Annotated in this window: 13 protein-coding genes and 3 pseudogenes; 11 read left to right on the top strand and 5 right to left on the bottom strand. The window is 45.2% G+C overall.

Annotated features, from left to right (window positions below; genetic code table 11):
• Window positions 1-15: 15 nt before the first annotated feature.
• From BZG84_RS02295 to BZG84_RS02265, 7 genes and pseudogenes are all read left to right on the top strand, one after another.
• The gene (locus BZG84_RS02295; RefSeq protein WP_077677959.1) at window positions 16-1,305 is read left to right on the top strand and encodes a site-specific integrase; all 1,290 of its coding nucleotides are present in this window, start codon (window positions 16-18) and stop codon (window positions 1,303-1,305) included.
• 263 nt (window positions 1,306-1,568) lie between these two features.
• Window positions 1,569-2,732, top strand: coding sequence for a site-specific integrase (locus BZG84_RS02290; protein ID WP_077480978.1), 1,164 nt, complete (start codon window positions 1,569-1,571; stop codon window positions 2,730-2,732).
• An 89-nt stretch (window positions 2,733-2,821) separates the two neighbouring features.
• The gene (locus tag BZG84_RS02285; protein ID WP_241825745.1) at window positions 2,822-3,877 is read left to right on the top strand and encodes an AAA family ATPase; all 1,056 of its coding nucleotides are present in this window, start codon (window positions 2,822-2,824) and stop codon (window positions 3,875-3,877) included.
• A 436-nt stretch (window positions 3,878-4,313) separates the two neighbouring features.
• Window positions 4,314-4,610, top strand: a pseudogene (locus BZG84_RS02280) (cytosolic protein).
• Window positions 4,611-5,226: 616 nt separating this feature from the next.
• Window positions 5,227-5,850 carry a hypothetical protein gene (locus BZG84_RS02275; RefSeq protein ID WP_077481540.1) on the top strand — a complete coding sequence of 208 codons (624 nt, stop codon included), beginning with the start codon at window positions 5,227-5,229 and terminating at the stop codon, window positions 5,848-5,850.
• On the top strand, window positions 5,850-7,973 hold the full coding sequence (locus BZG84_RS02270) for a hypothetical protein (protein WP_131826260.1): 2,124 nt from the start codon (window positions 5,850-5,852) through the stop codon (window positions 7,971-7,973). Before BZG84_RS02275 ends, BZG84_RS02270 begins: the two co-directional genes overlap by 1 nt.
• A gap of 142 nt (window positions 7,974-8,115) precedes the next feature.
• Window positions 8,116-9,216, top strand: coding sequence for a hypothetical protein (locus tag BZG84_RS02265; protein ID WP_077677957.1), 1,101 nt, complete (start codon window positions 8,116-8,118; stop codon window positions 9,214-9,216).
• A gap of 108 nt (window positions 9,217-9,324) precedes the next feature.
• On the opposite strand, the pseudogene BZG84_RS16430 reads toward BZG84_RS02265, so the two are convergent.
• Window positions 9,325-9,510: pseudogene (locus BZG84_RS16430) on the bottom strand (IS3 family transposase); the annotation flags it as partial.
• Window positions 9,511-9,566: 56 nt separating this feature from the next.
• On the opposite strand from BZG84_RS16430, the pseudogene BZG84_RS16375 reads away from it, so the two are divergent.
• Window positions 9,567-9,814 (top strand): annotated as a pseudogene (locus BZG84_RS16375) (transposase); the annotation flags it as partial.
• A gap of 488 nt (window positions 9,815-10,302) precedes the next feature.
• Here the strand turns inward: BZG84_RS16375 and BZG84_RS02245 are convergent.
• Window positions 10,303-10,638: a hypothetical protein gene (locus tag BZG84_RS02245; RefSeq protein WP_077481548.1), complete on the bottom strand. Its 336-nt coding sequence runs from the start codon at window positions 10,636-10,638 to the stop codon at window positions 10,303-10,305.
• A gap of 200 nt (window positions 10,639-10,838) precedes the next feature.
• Between BZG84_RS02245 and BZG84_RS02240 the strand changes: the two genes are divergently transcribed.
• From BZG84_RS02240 to dgt, 3 genes are all read left to right on the top strand, one after another.
• Window positions 10,839-11,672, top strand: coding sequence for a hypothetical protein (locus BZG84_RS02240; protein WP_077481550.1), 834 nt, complete (start codon window positions 10,839-10,841; stop codon window positions 11,670-11,672).
• A gap of 594 nt (window positions 11,673-12,266) precedes the next feature.
• Window positions 12,267-13,664 (top strand): alpha-amylase family protein, encoded by a 1,398-nt coding sequence (locus BZG84_RS02235; protein ID WP_077481552.1) that lies wholly within the window; start codon window positions 12,267-12,269, stop codon window positions 13,662-13,664.
• Between the two features lie 94 nt (window positions 13,665-13,758).
• Window positions 13,759-15,207, top strand: a complete 1,449-nt coding sequence (gene dgt / locus BZG84_RS02230; RefSeq protein WP_198536706.1) for a dGTPase — start codon at window positions 13,759-13,761, stop codon at window positions 15,205-15,207.
• 48 nt (window positions 15,208-15,255) lie between these two features.
• On the opposite strand, the gene BZG84_RS02225 is transcribed toward dgt, so the two are convergent.
• The 3 genes from BZG84_RS02225 to BZG84_RS02215 form a co-directional block, all read right to left on the bottom strand.
• Entirely contained in the window at window positions 15,256-16,500 is a 1,245-nt protein-coding gene (locus BZG84_RS02225) for a dicarboxylate/amino acid:cation symporter (RefSeq protein WP_077640211.1), read from the bottom strand.
• A 247-nt stretch (window positions 16,501-16,747) separates the two neighbouring features.
• Entirely contained in the window at window positions 16,748-17,152 is a 405-nt protein-coding gene (locus BZG84_RS02220; RefSeq protein WP_069589189.1) for a hypothetical protein, read from the bottom strand.
• A 13-nt stretch (window positions 17,153-17,165) separates the two neighbouring features.
• On the bottom strand, window positions 17,166-18,986 hold the full coding sequence (locus BZG84_RS02215) for a S8 family serine peptidase (protein ID WP_198536705.1): 1,821 nt from the start codon (window positions 18,984-18,986) through the stop codon (window positions 17,166-17,168).
• Between the last annotated feature and the right edge of the window lie 247 nt (window positions 18,987-19,233).

The following is a 19,233-nucleotide window of genomic DNA, read 5'->3' as shown; positions in this document are numbered from 1 at the left end:
TTTTGGTACTAAAACATGCGCTATTTACATATCTCAAAATCTGGCATTTGGCAGTTCCGTTTTCAGATTCCCTCAGAGCATCGACACCTATTCGATGGACGCAAGGAGATCAAACGTTCACTTAAAACGTCAGATAAACAAGTTGCAACGATCCATGCGTTGCAACTTGAGATAGAAATACGAAAAAGCCTTACTTCACCTACCCCTTCTAGCAAAAATAATAAACTAGAGGTTCAAACGCCACCTAAATCGATTGCAGTGCAAAGACCCAAGCAACGTTTAAACAACACACCTCAACATGCTCTAGACCTATTCATTAAATACAAGCGTGCTCACCTGTCCGACAAGTCAGTGGTGATGCTGCAAGCAAAATGCAACGTAGTTTTAGATCTACTTAATAAAAAACAGCTTGCGCTGATTAGGCGAACCGATGCCGAACAAGTTATCGATTTATTGCGCCGCTACCCTACAAACCTTAAAAAGCACCGCCTGTTCAGCGGACTATCTGGTACTCAGGCGATCAAACTTAACAAAGAGCTTGGGTTGCCTACACTCAGCGAAGAATCCGTCAAAGATTATAGCCAAAAGATGTCTGGCTTTTTTGAATGCTGTGTTCTCAATGAACTGACTGATATCAATCCCTTCAAAGCAATCAGGTTTAAAAAGCAACGAAAGGATAGCGCTGCAAAATCTGCATATTCTTCTGCCGACCTGCATAAGCTATTCGGCACTCCAGTTCATTGTGAGAGAGATTTTAAGCACCCCTATTACTACTGGCTTCCACTACTTGGATACTTCACTGGTGCCCGCCTAAATGAACTCTGTCAGCTTTACAAAGCGGATATATATAGACAGGAAGGAATTTGGGTACTCCAAATTGATGATAGGTTTGAGGGACAGAAACTAAAGAACTTAACCAGTCGCCGAATTGTACCAATCCATCAACGACTAATTGATATCGGCTTTATTGATTATTTAACCTCTGTTCAACACGATCGATTATTTCCAGAGCTTAAGGATTCAAAGGATGGCTTCGGTAGTGCGGCTTCAAAATGGTTCGGCAGATTCAAGACTCGGTTAGGTTTTGCGAAAGGGTATGACTTTCATTCCTTCCGCCATACCGTTGCCACACAACTTAAGCAGCAACAGGTTTCCCATATTGCTGCCGGAGCAATTCTCGGTCACTCCCAAAATAACATTACCTACGACCGATACGGGAAGGATCTGAACATTGAGCAAGTGAAGACTGTCGTAAACCTGATTGATCCCCGCCCACTAGATAAGGTGCAAAACTATTCAACTTAGTGCCACTAGCCACCTCTTAAACTGCTATTTGGCTTTAGTTTTGGGCGTGATTTCACGCCCCCCAAAAAAAATTCAATTCGCTCACCCTTTGAGCAATTAGCTCTAAACAACCAAATAAACACATTAAAAACAAAAACTTAAAAAACATGTTGCAGTTAAATTTGCATACATGTATGAGATTCATAGGTTACCATTTTTTTGCTTTACGGGCGTGAAAGGTCTTCTTAGATTAATTGGAAAGCAATTAATCACTAGGAACTAGTATGAATTTATCCTCATCTGTGGCACAAGGTTTACGCTCCAATTTCAGCGATAATACAAACCTCGAAGCTATCCTCAACCTTAAAATTCCAGTGCCACGAAGCCATAAGACACTAGAACCACTAACAGGTGTAGAACTACTAGATGCTTACACAGATTCACGTATCAAACTCGGGAAATCTAAGCTAATAAACATCCAGCAAGATCATGAGCTTCTTACGAGAGTATTGAACCTCATCTGCTTTGATGACTTAAACGAGCTTGATCGTTCTGGCGCTGAAAACGTCCGAGACGCCTTGAGCCACTATCCCACGAACGCAAAGAAACACTCTGAGTTTATGGGACTAACAGGGTACGACGTAATCTTCAAAAATGCTGCATTGCCAACGCCTAAACCATGCCTTTCCCTTACAACCATTAAAGGGATAATCGAAAAGTTCTCTACTTTTCTTAAATGGAGCAAAGATCATGGATACATTAAGGACAATGTATTCTATCGACTTCCAAAAAAGAGTGAAAAAGGTGGCAAGAAACGCCTATGTTTCTCCGACCAACACCTTGCTGCCATTTTCAAAATGAAGGACTACAAATCGCATAGCTACCTTCACCCTTATTACTATTGGGTACCGTTATTGGGGCGCTACACAGGGGCAAGGCTGAACGAAATTTGCCAACTAACCATTGATGACATACTGCAAGTAGATGGTGTCGAGTGTCTAAATATTTCGGATAACTTCGAGGGGCAAAGTGTGAAAAATAGTTCATCTATCAGGCTGATCCCTATTCATAATGAATTGATTGCAAAAGGCTTCTTAGCATTCGTAAATTCAAAGAGTAGTGGTCGCCTCTTCCCAGAGCTACCACTTATTAAAGGGTACTACTCACACAATGCTTCGAAGTGGTTTCAACGTCGCAGGTATTCATTGGGTTTCGGTAAAGGGTTAGATGCGCACTCTTTCCGACACACGTTCATCAATGAGCTTAAACAGTTAGGTGTCTCTAAAGAGATAATAGAATGTATTGTTGGTCATAAACATAATTCTGAGTCGTTTGATACCTACAGCGAGCAATACAGCCCTAGCCTTCTTGCTCCTGTGGTAAACATGATCGGTACATCACATACAGCTTCTGTACTTCCTTACGCACAAAAGAAAGTAGCCGCTTAACTCTTAATTTAAATTCTCAATTATCCCTCCCCAAATCGTTGGGGAGGCGTCTCCATAAATAAACAAACATAAACTGTTATATGACCAAAATGAAAAACAACCATAATCAAACAAAAACGATGAAATTGCTTACGAATTTTTCTATTAACGAAGACCTAGCACAAATCAAACAAGAAGTAGCTGAAAGCTCCTTTGTTTTTGATCGATTCGTCCTCAAGGGGCAATCAAACATCCTGTTCGCACCACCGAATGCAGGTAAAACACTACTAATAATCCATCACCTAAAACAAGCCCATTGCGCTGGTCACCTCCATGGCTTATCTGTCTTCTACGTTAATGCTGATGATTCTCAGAATGGTATCATTGAAAAAACCGAAATCTTGGCCAGTATTGGAGTTCACTCGCTCGTTCCCGGCTACAACGGCTTTAAATCGCATTCACTACTTGGTGTTTTGGATGGATTGGCTGCCGATAACGACGCAAAGAATGTCGTTATCATTGTCGATACACTGAAAAAGTTTGCCGATACCATGGATAAAAAGAACATGCGCACATTTGGTATCAAAGTGAGCGAATTCATTCTCAAAGGTGGCACATTTATCGGCCTAGGCCATACCAACAAAAATCGAGATATGAATAACAATCTTGTCTACTCTGGAACATCAGATCTCATGGAAGATGTCGATTGTATCTACATGATGGACATTGAAGACGAGAAAATTGACAAAACAGGACGACAAACTAAATACATAAAACTGACCAACCAGAAGCTTCGAGGCAACAATGCCCTCGAACTCACATACGTTTATGAGAAGTCAAAAGACATGCCTTACGTTGATATGGTTGATTCTGTCTACAACGTCGACTCTGAGACTTACTCTCAAGAGAAGATTTTGCGTGACGAAGAGAACAAATACACTCACTTTATCAATCAGTATCAAGATGCTGTTTCACTCATTACAACGCTACTTAGCACCACTGAATCAGACAAAACAGAACTAAGGGATCATTTGGTCAAACATACCAACTATGGTCGTGACAAGTGTATTGAAATCATTGATAAGCTCTCAGGCAGGCTAATTGATTTTAAAGTGGGAGGCAAAACTGGGCGTAAAAAATTTTACTACCTCATCACCAACATCTAGCTTCTATAACCGTTTATTCCGTTCTTTCAGTTGATTAAAAAAACGTAAAGAACGTAATGTCCTAGAGCTTGAGCCAGTCATTAACGCTGGCTCCCTTCCCCCCCCCAAAAAAAATAACATCCTTTTCAGGTCTCCTCTCAAAAACATCTAACTCCCTATTCCAGAATATTTTTGTACTGTGGCATTTATGGTACTCAAAGACAAAAACCTAGATTTTGGGTAAGATATAGGCAATTAGCATCATAACCAAATCCATAGGCACATAATGGTTCAGCAACACCAACAAAAATTACAAAAACAGCTCTGGACATTGCCAACACGCTGCGTGGCAATAATGTCTGCGGATGATTTTCATGACTCCTGATAGTGATAAAATCCCCGCATCAGAATTACCGAGAAACTCTTTGTTATCCATCATGTTAACGGCATCGACTAGCTGGTGATTACAGCTTTGAAGACCTGAAAACTATGTTTATCGAAGAAACCGGTGCGATCCCCTCTTGCTTCTCTAACGCCAACGAGTTGAGCCTGACTGTTCAAACCAAGCGCACTTATGGATATTTGCCTATACTCAACGGCGTAATTACCGATACTGGCACTTTTCAAAGCCCAGATAACGAAGAAGATTTGAATCCACAGTTTGCCTGCCTAGCTGAGGGGCGTGGTCGAGTGTTTATCTATTACGGTAGGTTTTGTGGATGACGAGCAGACCTTTATCACCCGAATGGAGTGAAAATTATTCAGTTTAAAAGAGTCTGTTCCGATATTTACGATATCTAAACCTTCATTATGGTTTGCAATCGGGGCAATGAATTGATCGGATTGAACGCCCCACTAGACGCTTGTGTAATAGCATTAACAAAAACCATTCTTACGGTTAAAAACCAGCCATTTATCAGCAATTTACCCTTGATTCTCTTTGACTAACCATTAGTATATGTAACCCAGCACACTCCATGGCTACACGTAGCAGTTACGTATAAGTAAGAGGTAAGATGATCAGTAAACTTTCAAACTACATCCGAGATGTTATCGATAACCCTTGGATTTTATTCACTGACATAATGAGAATCGTCGTCATATGTTGCGGGTTGGGGGTTGTGTGGTCGTTTTTCTCGATATTCTACGCATTGGGTGGCGGCACAGCGGCTGATCTTATCAGCCCGAATAGCTGGTAGTAACGAAGCACTATACATTTGCCCTGATAGCAGCTTCCAGAGGCGTTGCTGTCAGGGCAATGCCTCTTCGACGGTGTCCCTATTCCTCACAAATCCTATCCTCTTAAATATTTAATTAGTGCAAATATTAATCTCATTAACTGTAATTAGGTAGTAACAAACAGGGTTCTAATGACTTTATCTTCAATTGAGTTCAAAGCGATTACGCAATTGTGTTCGCTGGGTCAACATCTACGTTTTTATTCAGCTCTGGCTCTCACATTCTTATTTACAGGTTGTGCAAGCACACAACCTAGCCAGTCTAAATGGTATGAACATCTTCCTGAGAACTTTGCCGATAAAACCTTGGCGGAGCTGATCCCGGAACTGAATACAAGCGGAAAACAGCGCTTTGAAACCTGTAGAGAAATGAAAGAGCAGGTAGCAGGATACTGCTTTATGTATGCATACCAAACGACGGATACAGCCAACAATGATCAGGTTTTTCCTTATGAATACTCATTCTGGGATTACATGAGGGCGATCGATGCCGGGAAATACATTCCTATTATTCAAGGTTATGAGCGTGAGTACATTAATAAGAAGAGGCTTGATGACCTGATGTCGAAGGCCAAGCCACCAAGCTCAAACAAACGCGGTAATCCCAGCAATGAAGTGCCAAAACAAAGGGCCGAAGGGTTAATACCTAGGTCGAGTAAAGGCACATACCATGTTGAAGAAGGGGTGAAAACCGAAAGAGGTGGTGTGATAGAAGCGCAAAAATCTCAAGTTATCTTGGTTTTTCCGGGTGAGTAATGACAAATACAATGCCGCACTCAACCCTTAAGTCGATTACAGGAAAACTAAAAAATCACATTGCGACCAAGCAAACGCTATTTGTTCTAGCACTACTGGCTTATCTCGGTTTCGAATCGAGCTTCCATGCAATATTAACGTCAACGGTGATCGACCCTTCCTCAAACATGGGCGACATTCATCGAGTAGAAATCTACGGGCGTTTAATATCCGGATTTGGTTCAGGTTTGTTGTTTACAAAACTCCTTGTTTCTATTTTATCGAACAAATTGAGAAAGCCCATTAGTTGGAGTGGCCAAAGTGTTACTTTCCTATTGGTGTTTTCTACGGTCTATTTTGGCCAAAAGGCCGCTATCGAACGATTGCTAATTGAGCCGAGTTCCGCAGAAGTTCGAAGAGACGCCGTGCTGGTCAACACCGTAAAGAAAGGACTGTATAATCAAGATCTGGCGAGCAAGTCATTTTCGTTTAGTGAATCTGTGGATGAGCAAATTGAGCAGAAAGTGATGTTATCGCTGCTCTCTGCAGGATTCCTTTACAATCAAGACTTCAAACAAGGTGCGATGGATCAGCTTCAATCCATTTTATTATCGATTGCGAGCAACAGTTACAACGTTATTTTCTATTCAGACATCCTCCCAACGTTTTACCGTAGCAAGCAAGATATCGAGCAGGCCTTTAGCCAGTACGCAGAAGCACATAAAGAGCGAGATCGTAACCTAAGGCACTTTGTTATTGATGATAAGTGGCGCGAACTCTATGAACAAGCAAGTACTGAATATGTCAGAAAAGATGTTGAAGCTCAGGTAGAAAAGGCTGGGTATTCGCTGCGCAATCGCCGCGTGAAACGAGAGTACGAAGCAAATGTAGAGCGAAGCCTCGTAGAACTCAGACGCTATCTAACGACAAATGGTCGCAGTGCTTTGACTCGCGGTTCAGCTAAAAGATTCATTGAGCAAGCAAGAAATCGATATTCAGACCTTAACCGTAGCATGCAAAAAGAAATGGATCTTCCTAAAGGATCTTTTCAACTTTACCCAGCAGCTAAGGCGCATGCATGGCTAGAACACCTGACGATAATTGAGTTTGAAAAAACACTACGAAATCAGCTATCTGATGTTGGCATTAAATCAATGAAGCCAAACATTCGTCGTTTCTCAACCTTCGAAAGGCATGCCGACATACAAAAGAAAGCTAAAGCTGCGATGGGGGATTACTATGTCACTGGCTTTAGCTTCAATTGGGGCGATGCTGAACTTTATGCTGCGTTAAGAGACGCTTTTATTGAAACCGAAGTCGATCATATGAATGACAATATTAAGGGGCAGTTGTCCTCATTCGAAGACGGAGGAGAGCTTGAAACGATCGGAAAAAATGCACTTCGCGCCATTTTGATTCCGTGTATCGCACTCGTTTTGTCGGTTGTGCTTTCGGTGTTCTCAGTTGTGAAACTACTGTCTATGGTCCTAGTTCGTGGTCCAATTCAAGGTGGCGGAGAAGCGCCAATATCAAAAGGGATTAAGGCTGTTTACCGAGCCAAGTTAAACGGCTTCATGGTCCAAAGGGCATTTGCGCTTGAATCTAAATTTATTCTGAACACATTAATTTTGTTAGCTATTGTGCTTCTAGTCTTAAACGCGCCTCGTTTGTTGGGCTGGCATGCTGAGGTTCTGCCAATGGTGCCTGCAAATACATCTATTGCGATTAACTTCGTTAACGCAGTGTCGCCTTCAGTAGAAGTACTTCTTAATCTTCTTGATAATTATTTGTACTGGTTATTGGGATGGGCTGTATTGATACGTTTAACCGAGTTTGGATTCGCGCATAAGGCTTCTTCTTTCGACGGTTGGCCTTGGGCTAATCGAGACTTACTGTTACGAACGTCAATCAAGACAATATGGTTTGCCGCATTAATGTTTGTACCAATCTTCTATCTGCTCGGTCAACCGAGTGATACGCAGGCGGCAGTGATCGCTTATGGGACCTACAAGTGGCTGCTTAGCGTTCAGCCTGTGGTTTATTTACAGGGGCAGTTTTTAAATGACATTGCTCATTTACCACATCTTGTTGATTCAATCAGTGCGCCTCTAAAAGCATTCGACTCTTACTTTTGGCCAGAGTAGCCGTTGATTCTAATTTCAAGTGGCGGCCAAAAGATTTTCATCAAAGAACAAAGGGGCTTTCATCGTGTTCTACTCAAAACGTTTTACCATTTTTTCAGGAATCCCAATCGTTGGGGAAGTTTTCAACATGGCAAGGAAATCAATGACGCGAGGCAATATGTTGTCCGGCATTATTGGGCTAGTGCTTGTAGCGCTCACAACCTCCTATACAGCGATGAATCCATTCCTTGTCGAGGAACTGTTCAAGAGCCGCTTATCCAGAGGCTGGGACTACATAGATTTTTCAAACGCCAGCGCCTATGAGATTATTGCATGGCTTCCGGCTCAAGTTATTGGTGGAGTTAGCGTTTGGTTATTTTTGGCTGTGATAGGTGTTTGTATCCGATGTTACTCACCATACGTAAAGGCCATTCTTGATGGTTCCGCCGAACGTAACACGACTTACTATGCGGTATGCACAATTGTGGCGCTGCCTTTAGCCTTTATATTCTTAGCCCTGATGTCTTTTAGTATTAGATTTGACAAGGGTTTGGAAATGTTCTGTTTCCTGACAGCTTTATATGCGTTCTTTGTTGTGCCTTTTTACACAACGCTGGTTACAGTGCTCTTTGGAGTAATTGGTTTTGCGCGTTCTTCGTTGTCAAACTCTAAGACTTCGCTAGAAAAGCACATTGACCCCAAGATTACTTCGAACTTGGGGGGGAAAGTTCTACTAGGAATTTGTGCTCTGTTTTGGTTGGGTTGCGCGATTGAAGCTGTGAAGTTTGGTATTGATCCGAATAGGCAACAGCAAAACATCATGACGGGATATAGCATAACTTGTTTGTGTGCGGTTGTGCTTTTCTATCTTCTGCATTTCACCAACCCGAAAAGACGCACGCGAACGGTAAAGGGGTTGTTTTTCACGTCGACAAAAGAAGTCACTGTCTTTGAAAAAATGTCAGCCGAAGAAATTGCGGCTGTGAAAGAACAGCTTAAGGTGTCGTTTTTTGTTTGTGGAGCAAATGTGGGCGCAATGACGTATGTGGCGTGGAAAATGATGGGGATTTCATTTGACAGTGCCATTGCCGCCATTTTGTCATTTGCTGTTGCAGCTATCGCAGTGCAAACCATTTGTGCGGTGATTGCCAATATTTCTTTTGAAGAAGTTCAAGAGGGCCGTTTTGGTATTGCGCGAGGTTTAAAGCCACTGATTTACATCGCACCGACTCTATTCGTGGTTTGGGGTACAATSAACTTCTAATAAAATACAAGTTCTTAAGAACTAAATAACCATTTAGATACAAAAATGGGTTTAATTATGATCTGATGTTCATTGCGAATGTGACCCATCCTAAATACGTTGACGGTTTTAAACAGCAGCCAGTGGGTACTGCCTACTGGCTTTTTTATGCATCTCATTTAGGGTTTTCATTCCTAGACTAAGGTGCGGCCTTAGTGTGTTGTAAATATCGACACTCTCCTTTACCAAGTCTGACAACTCCCCTCTGTTCTTGCATAGATAGAGCAAGAAATCTTGCTTGAGAATGCCATTGACTGTCAAACTCTTACTTAATACCGTGGATGATTTCACGCAAATAGGTCTTATGCGGTGAATTTAAAAATGGTCGCAACTTTGCCGCTTGTCTAGGCTTGCTTCCATACCAGTACTCTACGGGAGAATAGCCGCACATGCTCGGAATATCCAAGTACGGGAACAAAGAGCTTCGAGAGCTGTCATGTGGCGAGATGTATCAGCAGAAAAGTACTTTGGCTCTTGGCTGCTCGAACTAAAACAGCGAAAACCATTTAATGTAGCGCTTGTATCTTTGGCAAAAAAGCTCGCTAGGATAGCTTGGTAATTTATAGTATCCCACAAGGCCTTTGAAATAAGAACCTAGTCTAGATTTGCAAATGATATTTAAAGATGACAAAACGGTTAAACCGCCAAATTGAAGACCTTATGGACATAACAGCATCCACAGTGCTTTCACGCTTTTTAGGACAATCTGGCGCAGGTCCCATCGTAGAGCTGAGCCTGATGAACGGCCTCTATCAGACTCTGAATACATTGGCGCAAATCAGCTCCGTTATTTTTGAGTTATCAGCGTTCAAATTGGGGCGTATCATACATTATATTCAAAAGTTTCCATCTGCGACACCTTGATAAGTGGTGCCGCATTACTGTTCAGACTGAGGAAAGTTCGCCGATAGGTAGATTTCGACCGACAAACCAAAGCGGCCACTTTAACGCTTCTGAAGGCGGTAACGGCTAGCTCAGGTCGAATTACACCATCCACATCGTCAGATCGGGTATGAGTCACTGCAAACTATTGCATCAACCAACCTATTAGTCTCTATAATTAGGGATTGCTAACATAACCTGCTTAGCTATTATCTCGACGATTTCATCAGCCTGTTTCTTCTTACTTGCCATAATAGAATCCCAATCTGAGGGGTTAAGAGGCTCACTAACTTCCCCCTCTATCACGTCTTCCAACGCCATCGCATCTTTACAGTGCTCTGTAAGTTTGACAACCCATTGGTATCGGCTTGAGTTTTTTTTGATATCTTGATTAGTTAAGAACGCAGCTTTGATGCACAAGTTGATAACTAAATCGTCTATCGTTGTTTGTCGGCATTCTTCAAGCTTTACAGCCAGTGCTATTGGAGAATTATGATTCATAGTTTTTCTTCAAGTGTAATAACATAAATCATCAACTACAAATGAAGGGTAGTTAAGAAGGGAATCCCCTTCTTACCAGTGGACAACGAAGGAACGAAGTGAGTTGTCCTATCTGGAACCAACCATCGGGTATACAGGTTAGATGCTAGTTGTTTGAAATCATTGAGTTTAGTTTCTAAGCTTATAGAAAACACATCAATATGCTTAAAAACTGGACTGTAACGACACAACCCGTGCGCCTCGCTAGCGACGGCGTGTTAATCAGAGAACGTGATTATTTAGACCCGAAGCACGTAAATCACAAACACACCGAGGCTCTCATTTCCCTATTCGGTTGCACCGAAACTTCAAATCGAATTGCAATTTCTGGTGAGCAATTTCGACTTAACCAACAGCTCTACAATCGTCGTGGAGGACGACCTCTAGCGACCTATGCGATGGAATATTGCCTCACACTACCAAAAGGCTACCGACCTACTAAAAGTCAGTGGCAATCCATTGTAAAAGAATGCGCATTGGCTTTAGCAAAACTGTGTCGACTCAACAAATCTGAATTTTCCCAATACAGACAACAAATTCGAGCAGTATTGCATCAGCAGGAGCAACAAGGAAACAAAGGTAGTGGCGACCATGTGCATTTAATGATAGGTAAAGTTGTTGGTAATCGTGTCCTCACTGAGCTACAACAGAAAAAAGCTACAAAAGTCATTAAACAAACATTCAACAGTGCAGTGCTGCAACATGTCGGCATCGACTACCGGAGCTATGAGCCAATTGAAAAAGAGAGAGGACGCAGGCTATCAACTTGGCAATACCAGCACCAAAAAGCCACTGAAGCCCTAAAAATTGAAAAACTCATCAAGCAGATGCAAACCCAGTTTGAAAAGTGGTTAAACGCAAAAGAAGAGCGAAATGAGCGACAAATTCGACGCCAACAAAACAGGCTATTAAAAGGCTATGAGCAACTGAAGCGGCGCTCACTCAGTGCGTCGCAGTTGGAAAAGATTAACGTCCTTACAAGTCAGATTAAATGATTAGCTCAGTATAGATATCGGTTCAACTCCCTAATGAGGAACTGAACTGGCATCCATACTTTTGAACCTGCGCTTACATATTGATACTAGCTTCATATGGTACTAAAATGCGGTACTAAAGGGTTATTCTCAAAAAACACAAACACCCTAAATTATTGAAGTTACTGATTTTTAAGGGACTTGAAGGCGACTCCCGCCAGCTCCACCAATTTTATATTCAAAGACGTCCACGGACGTCTTTTTTATTGCCTAAAATAAATAAAAATCAATAACTTATCATTCATTAAGGTCCATAGAGGTCCACCAGCCGCTTTGATTTTTAGGTACACTAAGGTGTACATGGACGATGTAGAAAGACGTAGAGGGAACCGATTACAGGACACACTCCTCTCGTTGGTTTTGCACGTCTCTGTCGTCACAATGTACACGACGTGTTAGCTCGGGGCCCCCGACCTTACTTTTGATAAATACTTCAATATTTGAGTATTTTGTCCCCTACAGACCGTGACTATTCTTCCTAATCCTCTCAACCTCTCTTCTTAAAAAGAAATATATTAATAGCATTAAAGGGAACCCAATAACGAGGCCCTTATAATGAAAAGAAACTATCCATTCGCATTAGCAATCAGCCTGTTTATCTATTCAGCCACAGCACATGCAGAGGCTATTCTCCATGCTTTTAATTGGCCGTATCAGCTTGTAGAAGCAAGAGCGGAGCATATTGCTGAAGCTGGCTACAAGAAGGTGTTAGTGGCGCCAGCCATGAAGTCGTCTGGCACAGAGTGGTGGGCACGCTATCAACCTCAAGATCTGCGTGTTATCGACTCTCCTCTCGGGAATAAACAAGACTTTCAAGCCATGATCACTGCTCTCGACCAGCATGGTGTGGCTGTTTATGCCGATGTGGTGCTCAACCATATGGCGAATGAAAGCGGATTACGTGACGATCTTAATTACCCCAGCGCACAGGTCTTAGAACACTACGCGCAAAACCAAGAAGCGTTCGAGCAGCAAACACTGTTTGGACAGCTCTCGCAGCATTTGTTTTCCAGCACGGACTTTCATCCAGAAGGCTGTATCACTCAGTGGCATGACCCAGGCCATGTGCAATATTGGCGTTTGTGCGGTGGAGAAGGAGATGCAGGCTTACCCGATTTAGACCCGAATCAGTGGGTGGTTGAGCAACAGCGTACGTATCTATCAGCGCTAAAAGCGATGGGCGTGAAGGGGTTTCGGGTCGATGCGGTCAAACACATGAGCATGTATCACATCAATCAGGTCTTTACTGATGCGATTCGTGAAGGCATGCATATTTTTGGCGAGGTGATCACCAGTGGTGGAGCCGGCGATCAAAGCTATGAGGCGTTTCTTTTGCCTTATTTACAACAAACCACCCATAGCGCTTATGACTTTCCTTTATTTTCACAAATGCGTCGCGCGTTTTCGTTCCAAGGTAGCCTCACTCAGTTGCATCATCCTGAAAGTGTTGGTCAGGCGCTGGATAAACACCGTGCGATCACCTTTACCATTACCCACGACATACCGACTAACGATGGCTTTCGCTACCAAATCATGAACCCCACTGATGAAGCGCTCGCCTATGCCTATATTCTTGGCAAAGATGGAGGGAGTCCTCTGATCTATAGTGATGAGCTTTCTGTAGGCGAAGACAAAGATAACGGCCGGTGGCAAGGCGTATGGAAGCAGCCTGCAATGAAGGCCATGCTCCGCTTTCATAATGCAATGCACGGCAAGCCAATGACGGTGATTGGCAGCACCCAATGTCTGCTGTTATTTACGCGCGACCAAGCCGGTATTGTGGCGATCAATAAGTGTGATGAGCCTCAATCTTATACCATGGATACACGCGAATACCCACTTAACTGGTATCGCCCTTATTATGATGTGTTAAGTGATGCGACCACTACCATCTCATCGGATTTTCACACTATCACCATTCCTGCTCGCTCGGCGCAGATGTATATGCATTAATCTATGTCGCCGCCGTCTTGCTATGCCAAGCGGCGGATTGACAGTCAGTGAAATCCGCCGCACTCTATCTTAAAAAGTGGACAAGCTGGGTGTCATGATGACTGTGAATTTTGAGCAAAAAATCCGTCCAGATCGGCCTTTTAGAACGCACACGAACGGCGATTTAATGAAGCAGTTTGAAAGCGATCGTGGACGGATTATTAACTCTGCCGCCGTACGCCGTTTGCAACAAAAAACCCAAGTTTTCCCTCTTGAACGCAATGCCGCCGTGCGCAGCCGTCTCACCCACTCTTTAGAGGTCCAGCAAGTCGGGCGCTATATCAGTCAACTGATTGCCGACAAACTGTCTGCCTCGCAACTCGCTCCCCCGCTCGACCGCTGCTTGGAGACCTTGGTTGAGATGGCTTGCCTCATGCACGACATAGGTAACCCACCGTTTGGACACTTTGGCGAACAAGCACTCAGTGATTGGCTCAGTGAGCAGGTCCCGTCTATCTACCGCCAACATTTTAATGACGAACTGCCTGAGGAGGTACAACGCGATCTCTGTCATTTTGAAGGCAACGCACAAGGCATACGGCTGATCCATACCTTACAACAGCTGAACCTCACCTATTCGCAAGTCTCCGGCATTCTTAAATACACTCGGTGTGGTAGTGAGCCGAAACCTGCAGATGACGACACGCGCGCTTACCTGAAAAAGAAGGTCGGCTATTTTCTCAGTGAACAAGCGTACATCGGCGATTTGCAAGAAACGCTCGCCATCTCGCCCGGCTGTCGAGCCCCAGTCAGTTACATCATGGAAGCGGCCGACGATATTTCTTATGGCATTGCCGATTTAGAAGACGCCGTTGAAAAAGGTGTACTGACTCTCGCGGATTTGAAAGCGGCCCTAAAGGCAACCTTTGTACAACTTACCCAAGCCAGTGAGGAGCATGACGCCAACACCATGGCAACCATGTTAGAGAATGCGGAAAAACGCAGCCACGGCAGTGACAGTCAGTTTTTTGTCTTCTTGCGTGTGGAGGTCAATAAACGCTTGCCTCGCCATGCCGCCCAACGCTTTATCGACCATTTACCCGCTGTCATTGATGGCACCTTTAATCACGCGCTAATTGAAGATAACAGCGTCAATCATTTACTTGTACAAACCTTTAAAAACGTCGCTAAAGCGCATGCCTTTTGTCACCCAGAAGTGGAACGCCGCGAGCTACAAGGTTATCGCGTCATCCATGGTTTGATGAGCATCTATCGTCCACTCCTCACCTTGCCCAGTGAGGTGTTTACGGCTTTAGTCAACGGCGAACCGGTCAAGCCACATGCGTCGATATACACCCAGCGGCTATTTAAAAAACTGCCTGAAAAACATAAAAAAGCCTATCGTGACGCGGTGCAAAAACAGGCCCTGGCGGAGCAGATCCCTTCTGCCACTGCGCGTGAGTTCTATTTTCGTACTCGCCTGCTAATTGACTATATCAGCGGTATGACGGACCAATACGCATTCGACGAATACCGCGCCTTTCATGTAATTGAAGAGGGATAAAAAAACCGCTCCGTGGTTAGGAGCGGTTTTTTGCGGCATGGCCATTAATTAGCCAAAGCGCTTTTGCCACTTATCAATCACCGTGGCACCAATCAAATCGCCTTGCACATTGACCGCGGTACGGAAGGTGTCGAGTGGGCGCTCAATGATCAGCAAAATAGCAATGGCTTCCAGTGGAATACCCGCTGCCAGCAACACCAACTGCATACCCGACATCGAGCCTGACGGCATGCCCGGCGCACCTACCGACGAAACCATCGCCATAATAAAGATCATCACAATGCCGGTCGTCGACAGGTCAATCCCGAACAATTGTGCGAGGAACACCGCAGCAATGCCTTCAAACAACGCGGTGCCATCCATGTTCATCACCGCGCCCAACGGCAAGACCATGCTCGCGGTCGACGGAGTGACCTTGAGCTCTTCTTTGGCAGCCTGCATCGAAACGGGCAGTGTCGCAGCACTGGATGAAGTGGCAAACGCCATCGCCAGTGGTGCAGAAATGGCGCGAAACAGACTCACAAAGCCAATACCACCAGCAACGCGTGCAATAAGCGGCAACACGATCAGTGCATGAACCATCGTGAGTCCAAATACCAAGGCGGCGAAGCTAAATAGCTGGCCGAATAGATCGTTATCCCCTTTATGGGAGAATTGGAAAACAATCGCAAACACAGCAAACGGCGCCAGCTTGATAATGCCTGCCACCATGGTGTTAATGCCTTTATTCAGCCCGCGAATGGTCTCGAATAATGGGTGCGACTCTGGCAGCGCGACAATCAGCGAAATGCCGAACAAGATGGTGAACACCACAATCGCCAACAGGTTACCCTGAGTCACCGCGGCAAACGGATTCACCAACGCCATATTAATAAGTTTGGTGGCAATGGCTCCGGCTCCCGCTGCATCTTGGTTGATAAAGCTAATGCTCTCATCCACAGGCGGTGCATTGGTGAGCGGTTGCCATTCGGGCATCATCAGCGCTGCGCCAAGACCAATGGTGATCGCGATGGTGGTGGTAAAGCCGTAAAACAAAAGTGTTGCACCACCTAAGCGCTTAAGGCGAACCACATTGCCAATATTACTGATCCCCTCCAGTAACGAGAGCAATACCATCACGCCGACCACGGCTTTGAGTAGACCGATATAACTGACCTTGGCAAGCATAAGCAATGGATACCAAGTGGTCTGTTCTGCGTTTTCAATGGGGCCGAATACCGTGCCCACCAGCCAAGCCAGTGCGGCCGCCACCGCAATTTGCAATGGCAAAGAATGTCTAAGGGTTTTCCACATTGTCTTTTCCCTAATCACAGCGTCATAGCTGCATAATGATGATTTATCTGCATTTTTGTAGCGAATTGGCGACAAATCATAGCAAGTAGCGGAATTCAGCTCATGTAAAAGTTATGAACAATCTGGAATAACTAGTAACAAAATGGTTGGTTGGCGAATGAGGCCACACTTTTCACTGCAAATACCAAGAAAGCGCAAGATAAAAAAAGCCCGCCATGACGGCGGGCTAGGGATCACCACAAAGCCATTATTGGGGGCGTTGGTTTTGTGGGTTGAGCTCTAAGTTGACGGGGGTATCTAGCTCTTGGTTCAAGGCTTTTTCGAGTTCTGCCACATTGGTGCCCGGTGTGGCTTCAAGTAGGGCAACGCCCTCTAGGTAACTCACCAAACTTAAACCGTATTTTTGAGCCAGCTCACTCGCGTGCGCTTCGGTTGCTTTGACCAAAATAGAGCCAGTAACAGTCAAAGGCGTGCTTTGCGCGGATACAGCGACCTTATCGCCAACCATCACGCCCATTTGTTCACCGCTCATGCTGCGAGCGCTGTTGGCCGTATCCACCACCACGTAGTCTTGACCGTTCAATTGCACGCTACCTGCGCTAACACTCAAGCTAAAGCCCATGATAGCGAGTGCTGAGATCATCTTTTTCATACTTCGTCTCCTATTAACCACGGTGACCGATAACACGCAGTGACCATTGGGTCAGTTTGCCATCATCGCGGTTGTTGGGCATGGATTTAACCTCGCCACCTAAGGTGTACTGGCGTGTATCACCGTCAGTATCCGTGACATAGAGCGTCCACTGACCTTGCGATGCTTCACCATTAAATTTGTGCGATAGCATTAAATGGTCGGTAAAACCTTCTGGATAGGTAGGATCCAGGGTGTTTGAAAGCATACTGTTACGTGGTGACATCAATACGCTGCGAGTCCCTGAGGGCGACTCTAACTCAATGAGCAAATCAGACATACGGCTGTGCTCAATTGAGGTACGCACTTGTACCGCCTCAATAGTGAGGTTGTCGGCCACTTGCACACTGTCTGATGTCGCCACCGCCCCAGCATCGGCTATCGCAAGCCCAGTTTCACCCTCTTGGTTGTGATAAGACCACGCCCAATCCGTGAACACTTGTGCAGGAAGTGGCTGATATGTCTTCGCCGCATCGAGTGCCGCATTGACATCAATCAAACCAAACCCGTAGGTTGGGCTATACCAACGCCCCGCAGCATTTTGTTTCCAGCCTTCTAGGCCAGTCACCGTGCGCTCACCACCACGTGCTGTTTGATAGGTTAAAAGAACATCAGCATCGTCTGCATCAACCCGTGTCGCGGTCGTCGCTAATAGATGACGAATATCGCGCTGCGATAGGTTCGGGTAGGCTGACATCATCAACGCAAATGCCCCTGAGGTATTTGGCGCGGCGGAAGACGTCCCGTTCATCACGCTGTTGAAATCACAGGTGTTGTCTATCTCCGTGCCACCGTGCAGGTCGTGCGAATCGTAAGGAATACTATCATCACGGTTATATCCCATCGTACAACCGGTGAGGTCCGTGGTGATATGAGCGGGTTTATTGGTGCCATACTCCCCACCCGGTGCAGTCAGGAACACATTGCTCCCGACCGACGAGTAGGAAGAACGTTCGCCGTCTGCATTGAGCGCGCTGACCGTGACGTTCCAATAATTCGCATTATCAGACGATTGGTTGCTGTTCTGCCAAGGCAACCCGTGGTTCCCGTCGACAGGACCGAAGCGCTCACGATTAAATGAGGTACGCTTATAACCATTTCCCGCTGATTTGATGAATACCGCCCCCAGTCCGCCAAAGGCTTCCGTGCTCATTTTTTTGTATTGGGCATTCTGGCGACCATCATAGCTCATTGGGTCATCGCTGTAGGGATAGCTGCGCACCCCGGAACCACCATAGCTTTGGTTGAATATACGGACATCATCCGAATAGCCTTCACGGCCATGGCTGATCTCCCATGCATTCTGGCTTTGATATTCGAGGTAGTTATAACCTTGCAGGTTGGCAAGCGGTGCGACCCCCATACCACCAAGGCCGTTATCTCGCACTGCGGCGATGATGCCTGCGACTGAGGTACCATGTGCGGTATTACGATTACTCCAGCCTTCTGGCGTCGGATCATTGTCACGATTGACAAAATCGTAAGATTTACCTGCTCGGACATTGGCCGCCAAATCTGGGTGACCAACCTCCAACCCATCATCCACAACAGCGACATTGACGTTTTGGCCCAGAATAGCCTGTCGGTGAGCCCACCAAAGGTTTAGGTCGTTCCCCGCTTGCCCACCTTCGCGGGCAAAGGCTTTTTGACCACTGTTGAGTAGGTGCCACTGCTGCGCTGTAAATGGGTCATCACCCGGCAAACAGCGCTCTGCACTGGTGCGGCCAATATCAACAGGCTCATTGCCCGTTAACGCCACACAAGCTTGTGGATCGGGCTCGACAGAATCGGGCAATGTATGCCGCCAAACGGCGTGGTCGCAATCAGGTATGCGCGGATCCCCCATAAGCTGCCAATCACTTAGCCACTATTGTATTGGCAATGCGGTCTCTACCCCTAGTGAACGGCGCGCCAAGTACACATCATGCAAACTTGGGTCATCGGCCTCTCCTTTCACTGCATTGTCATTTTGACAGCCTAGATCTCAAATGCGACTTCATCCAACTCCGTTCGATGGGCGAGTGCTGCCGTTATCACGTATC

Origin of the sequence: Salinivibrio sp. PR932, from assembly GCF_001996125.1 — a bacterium.
GTDB lineage: Bacteria > Pseudomonadota > Gammaproteobacteria > Enterobacterales > Vibrionaceae > Salinivibrio > Salinivibrio proteolyticus.
The sequence above is the reverse complement of the archived record's forward strand: the minus strand, read 5'-3'. Positions and strand labels throughout refer to the sequence as shown.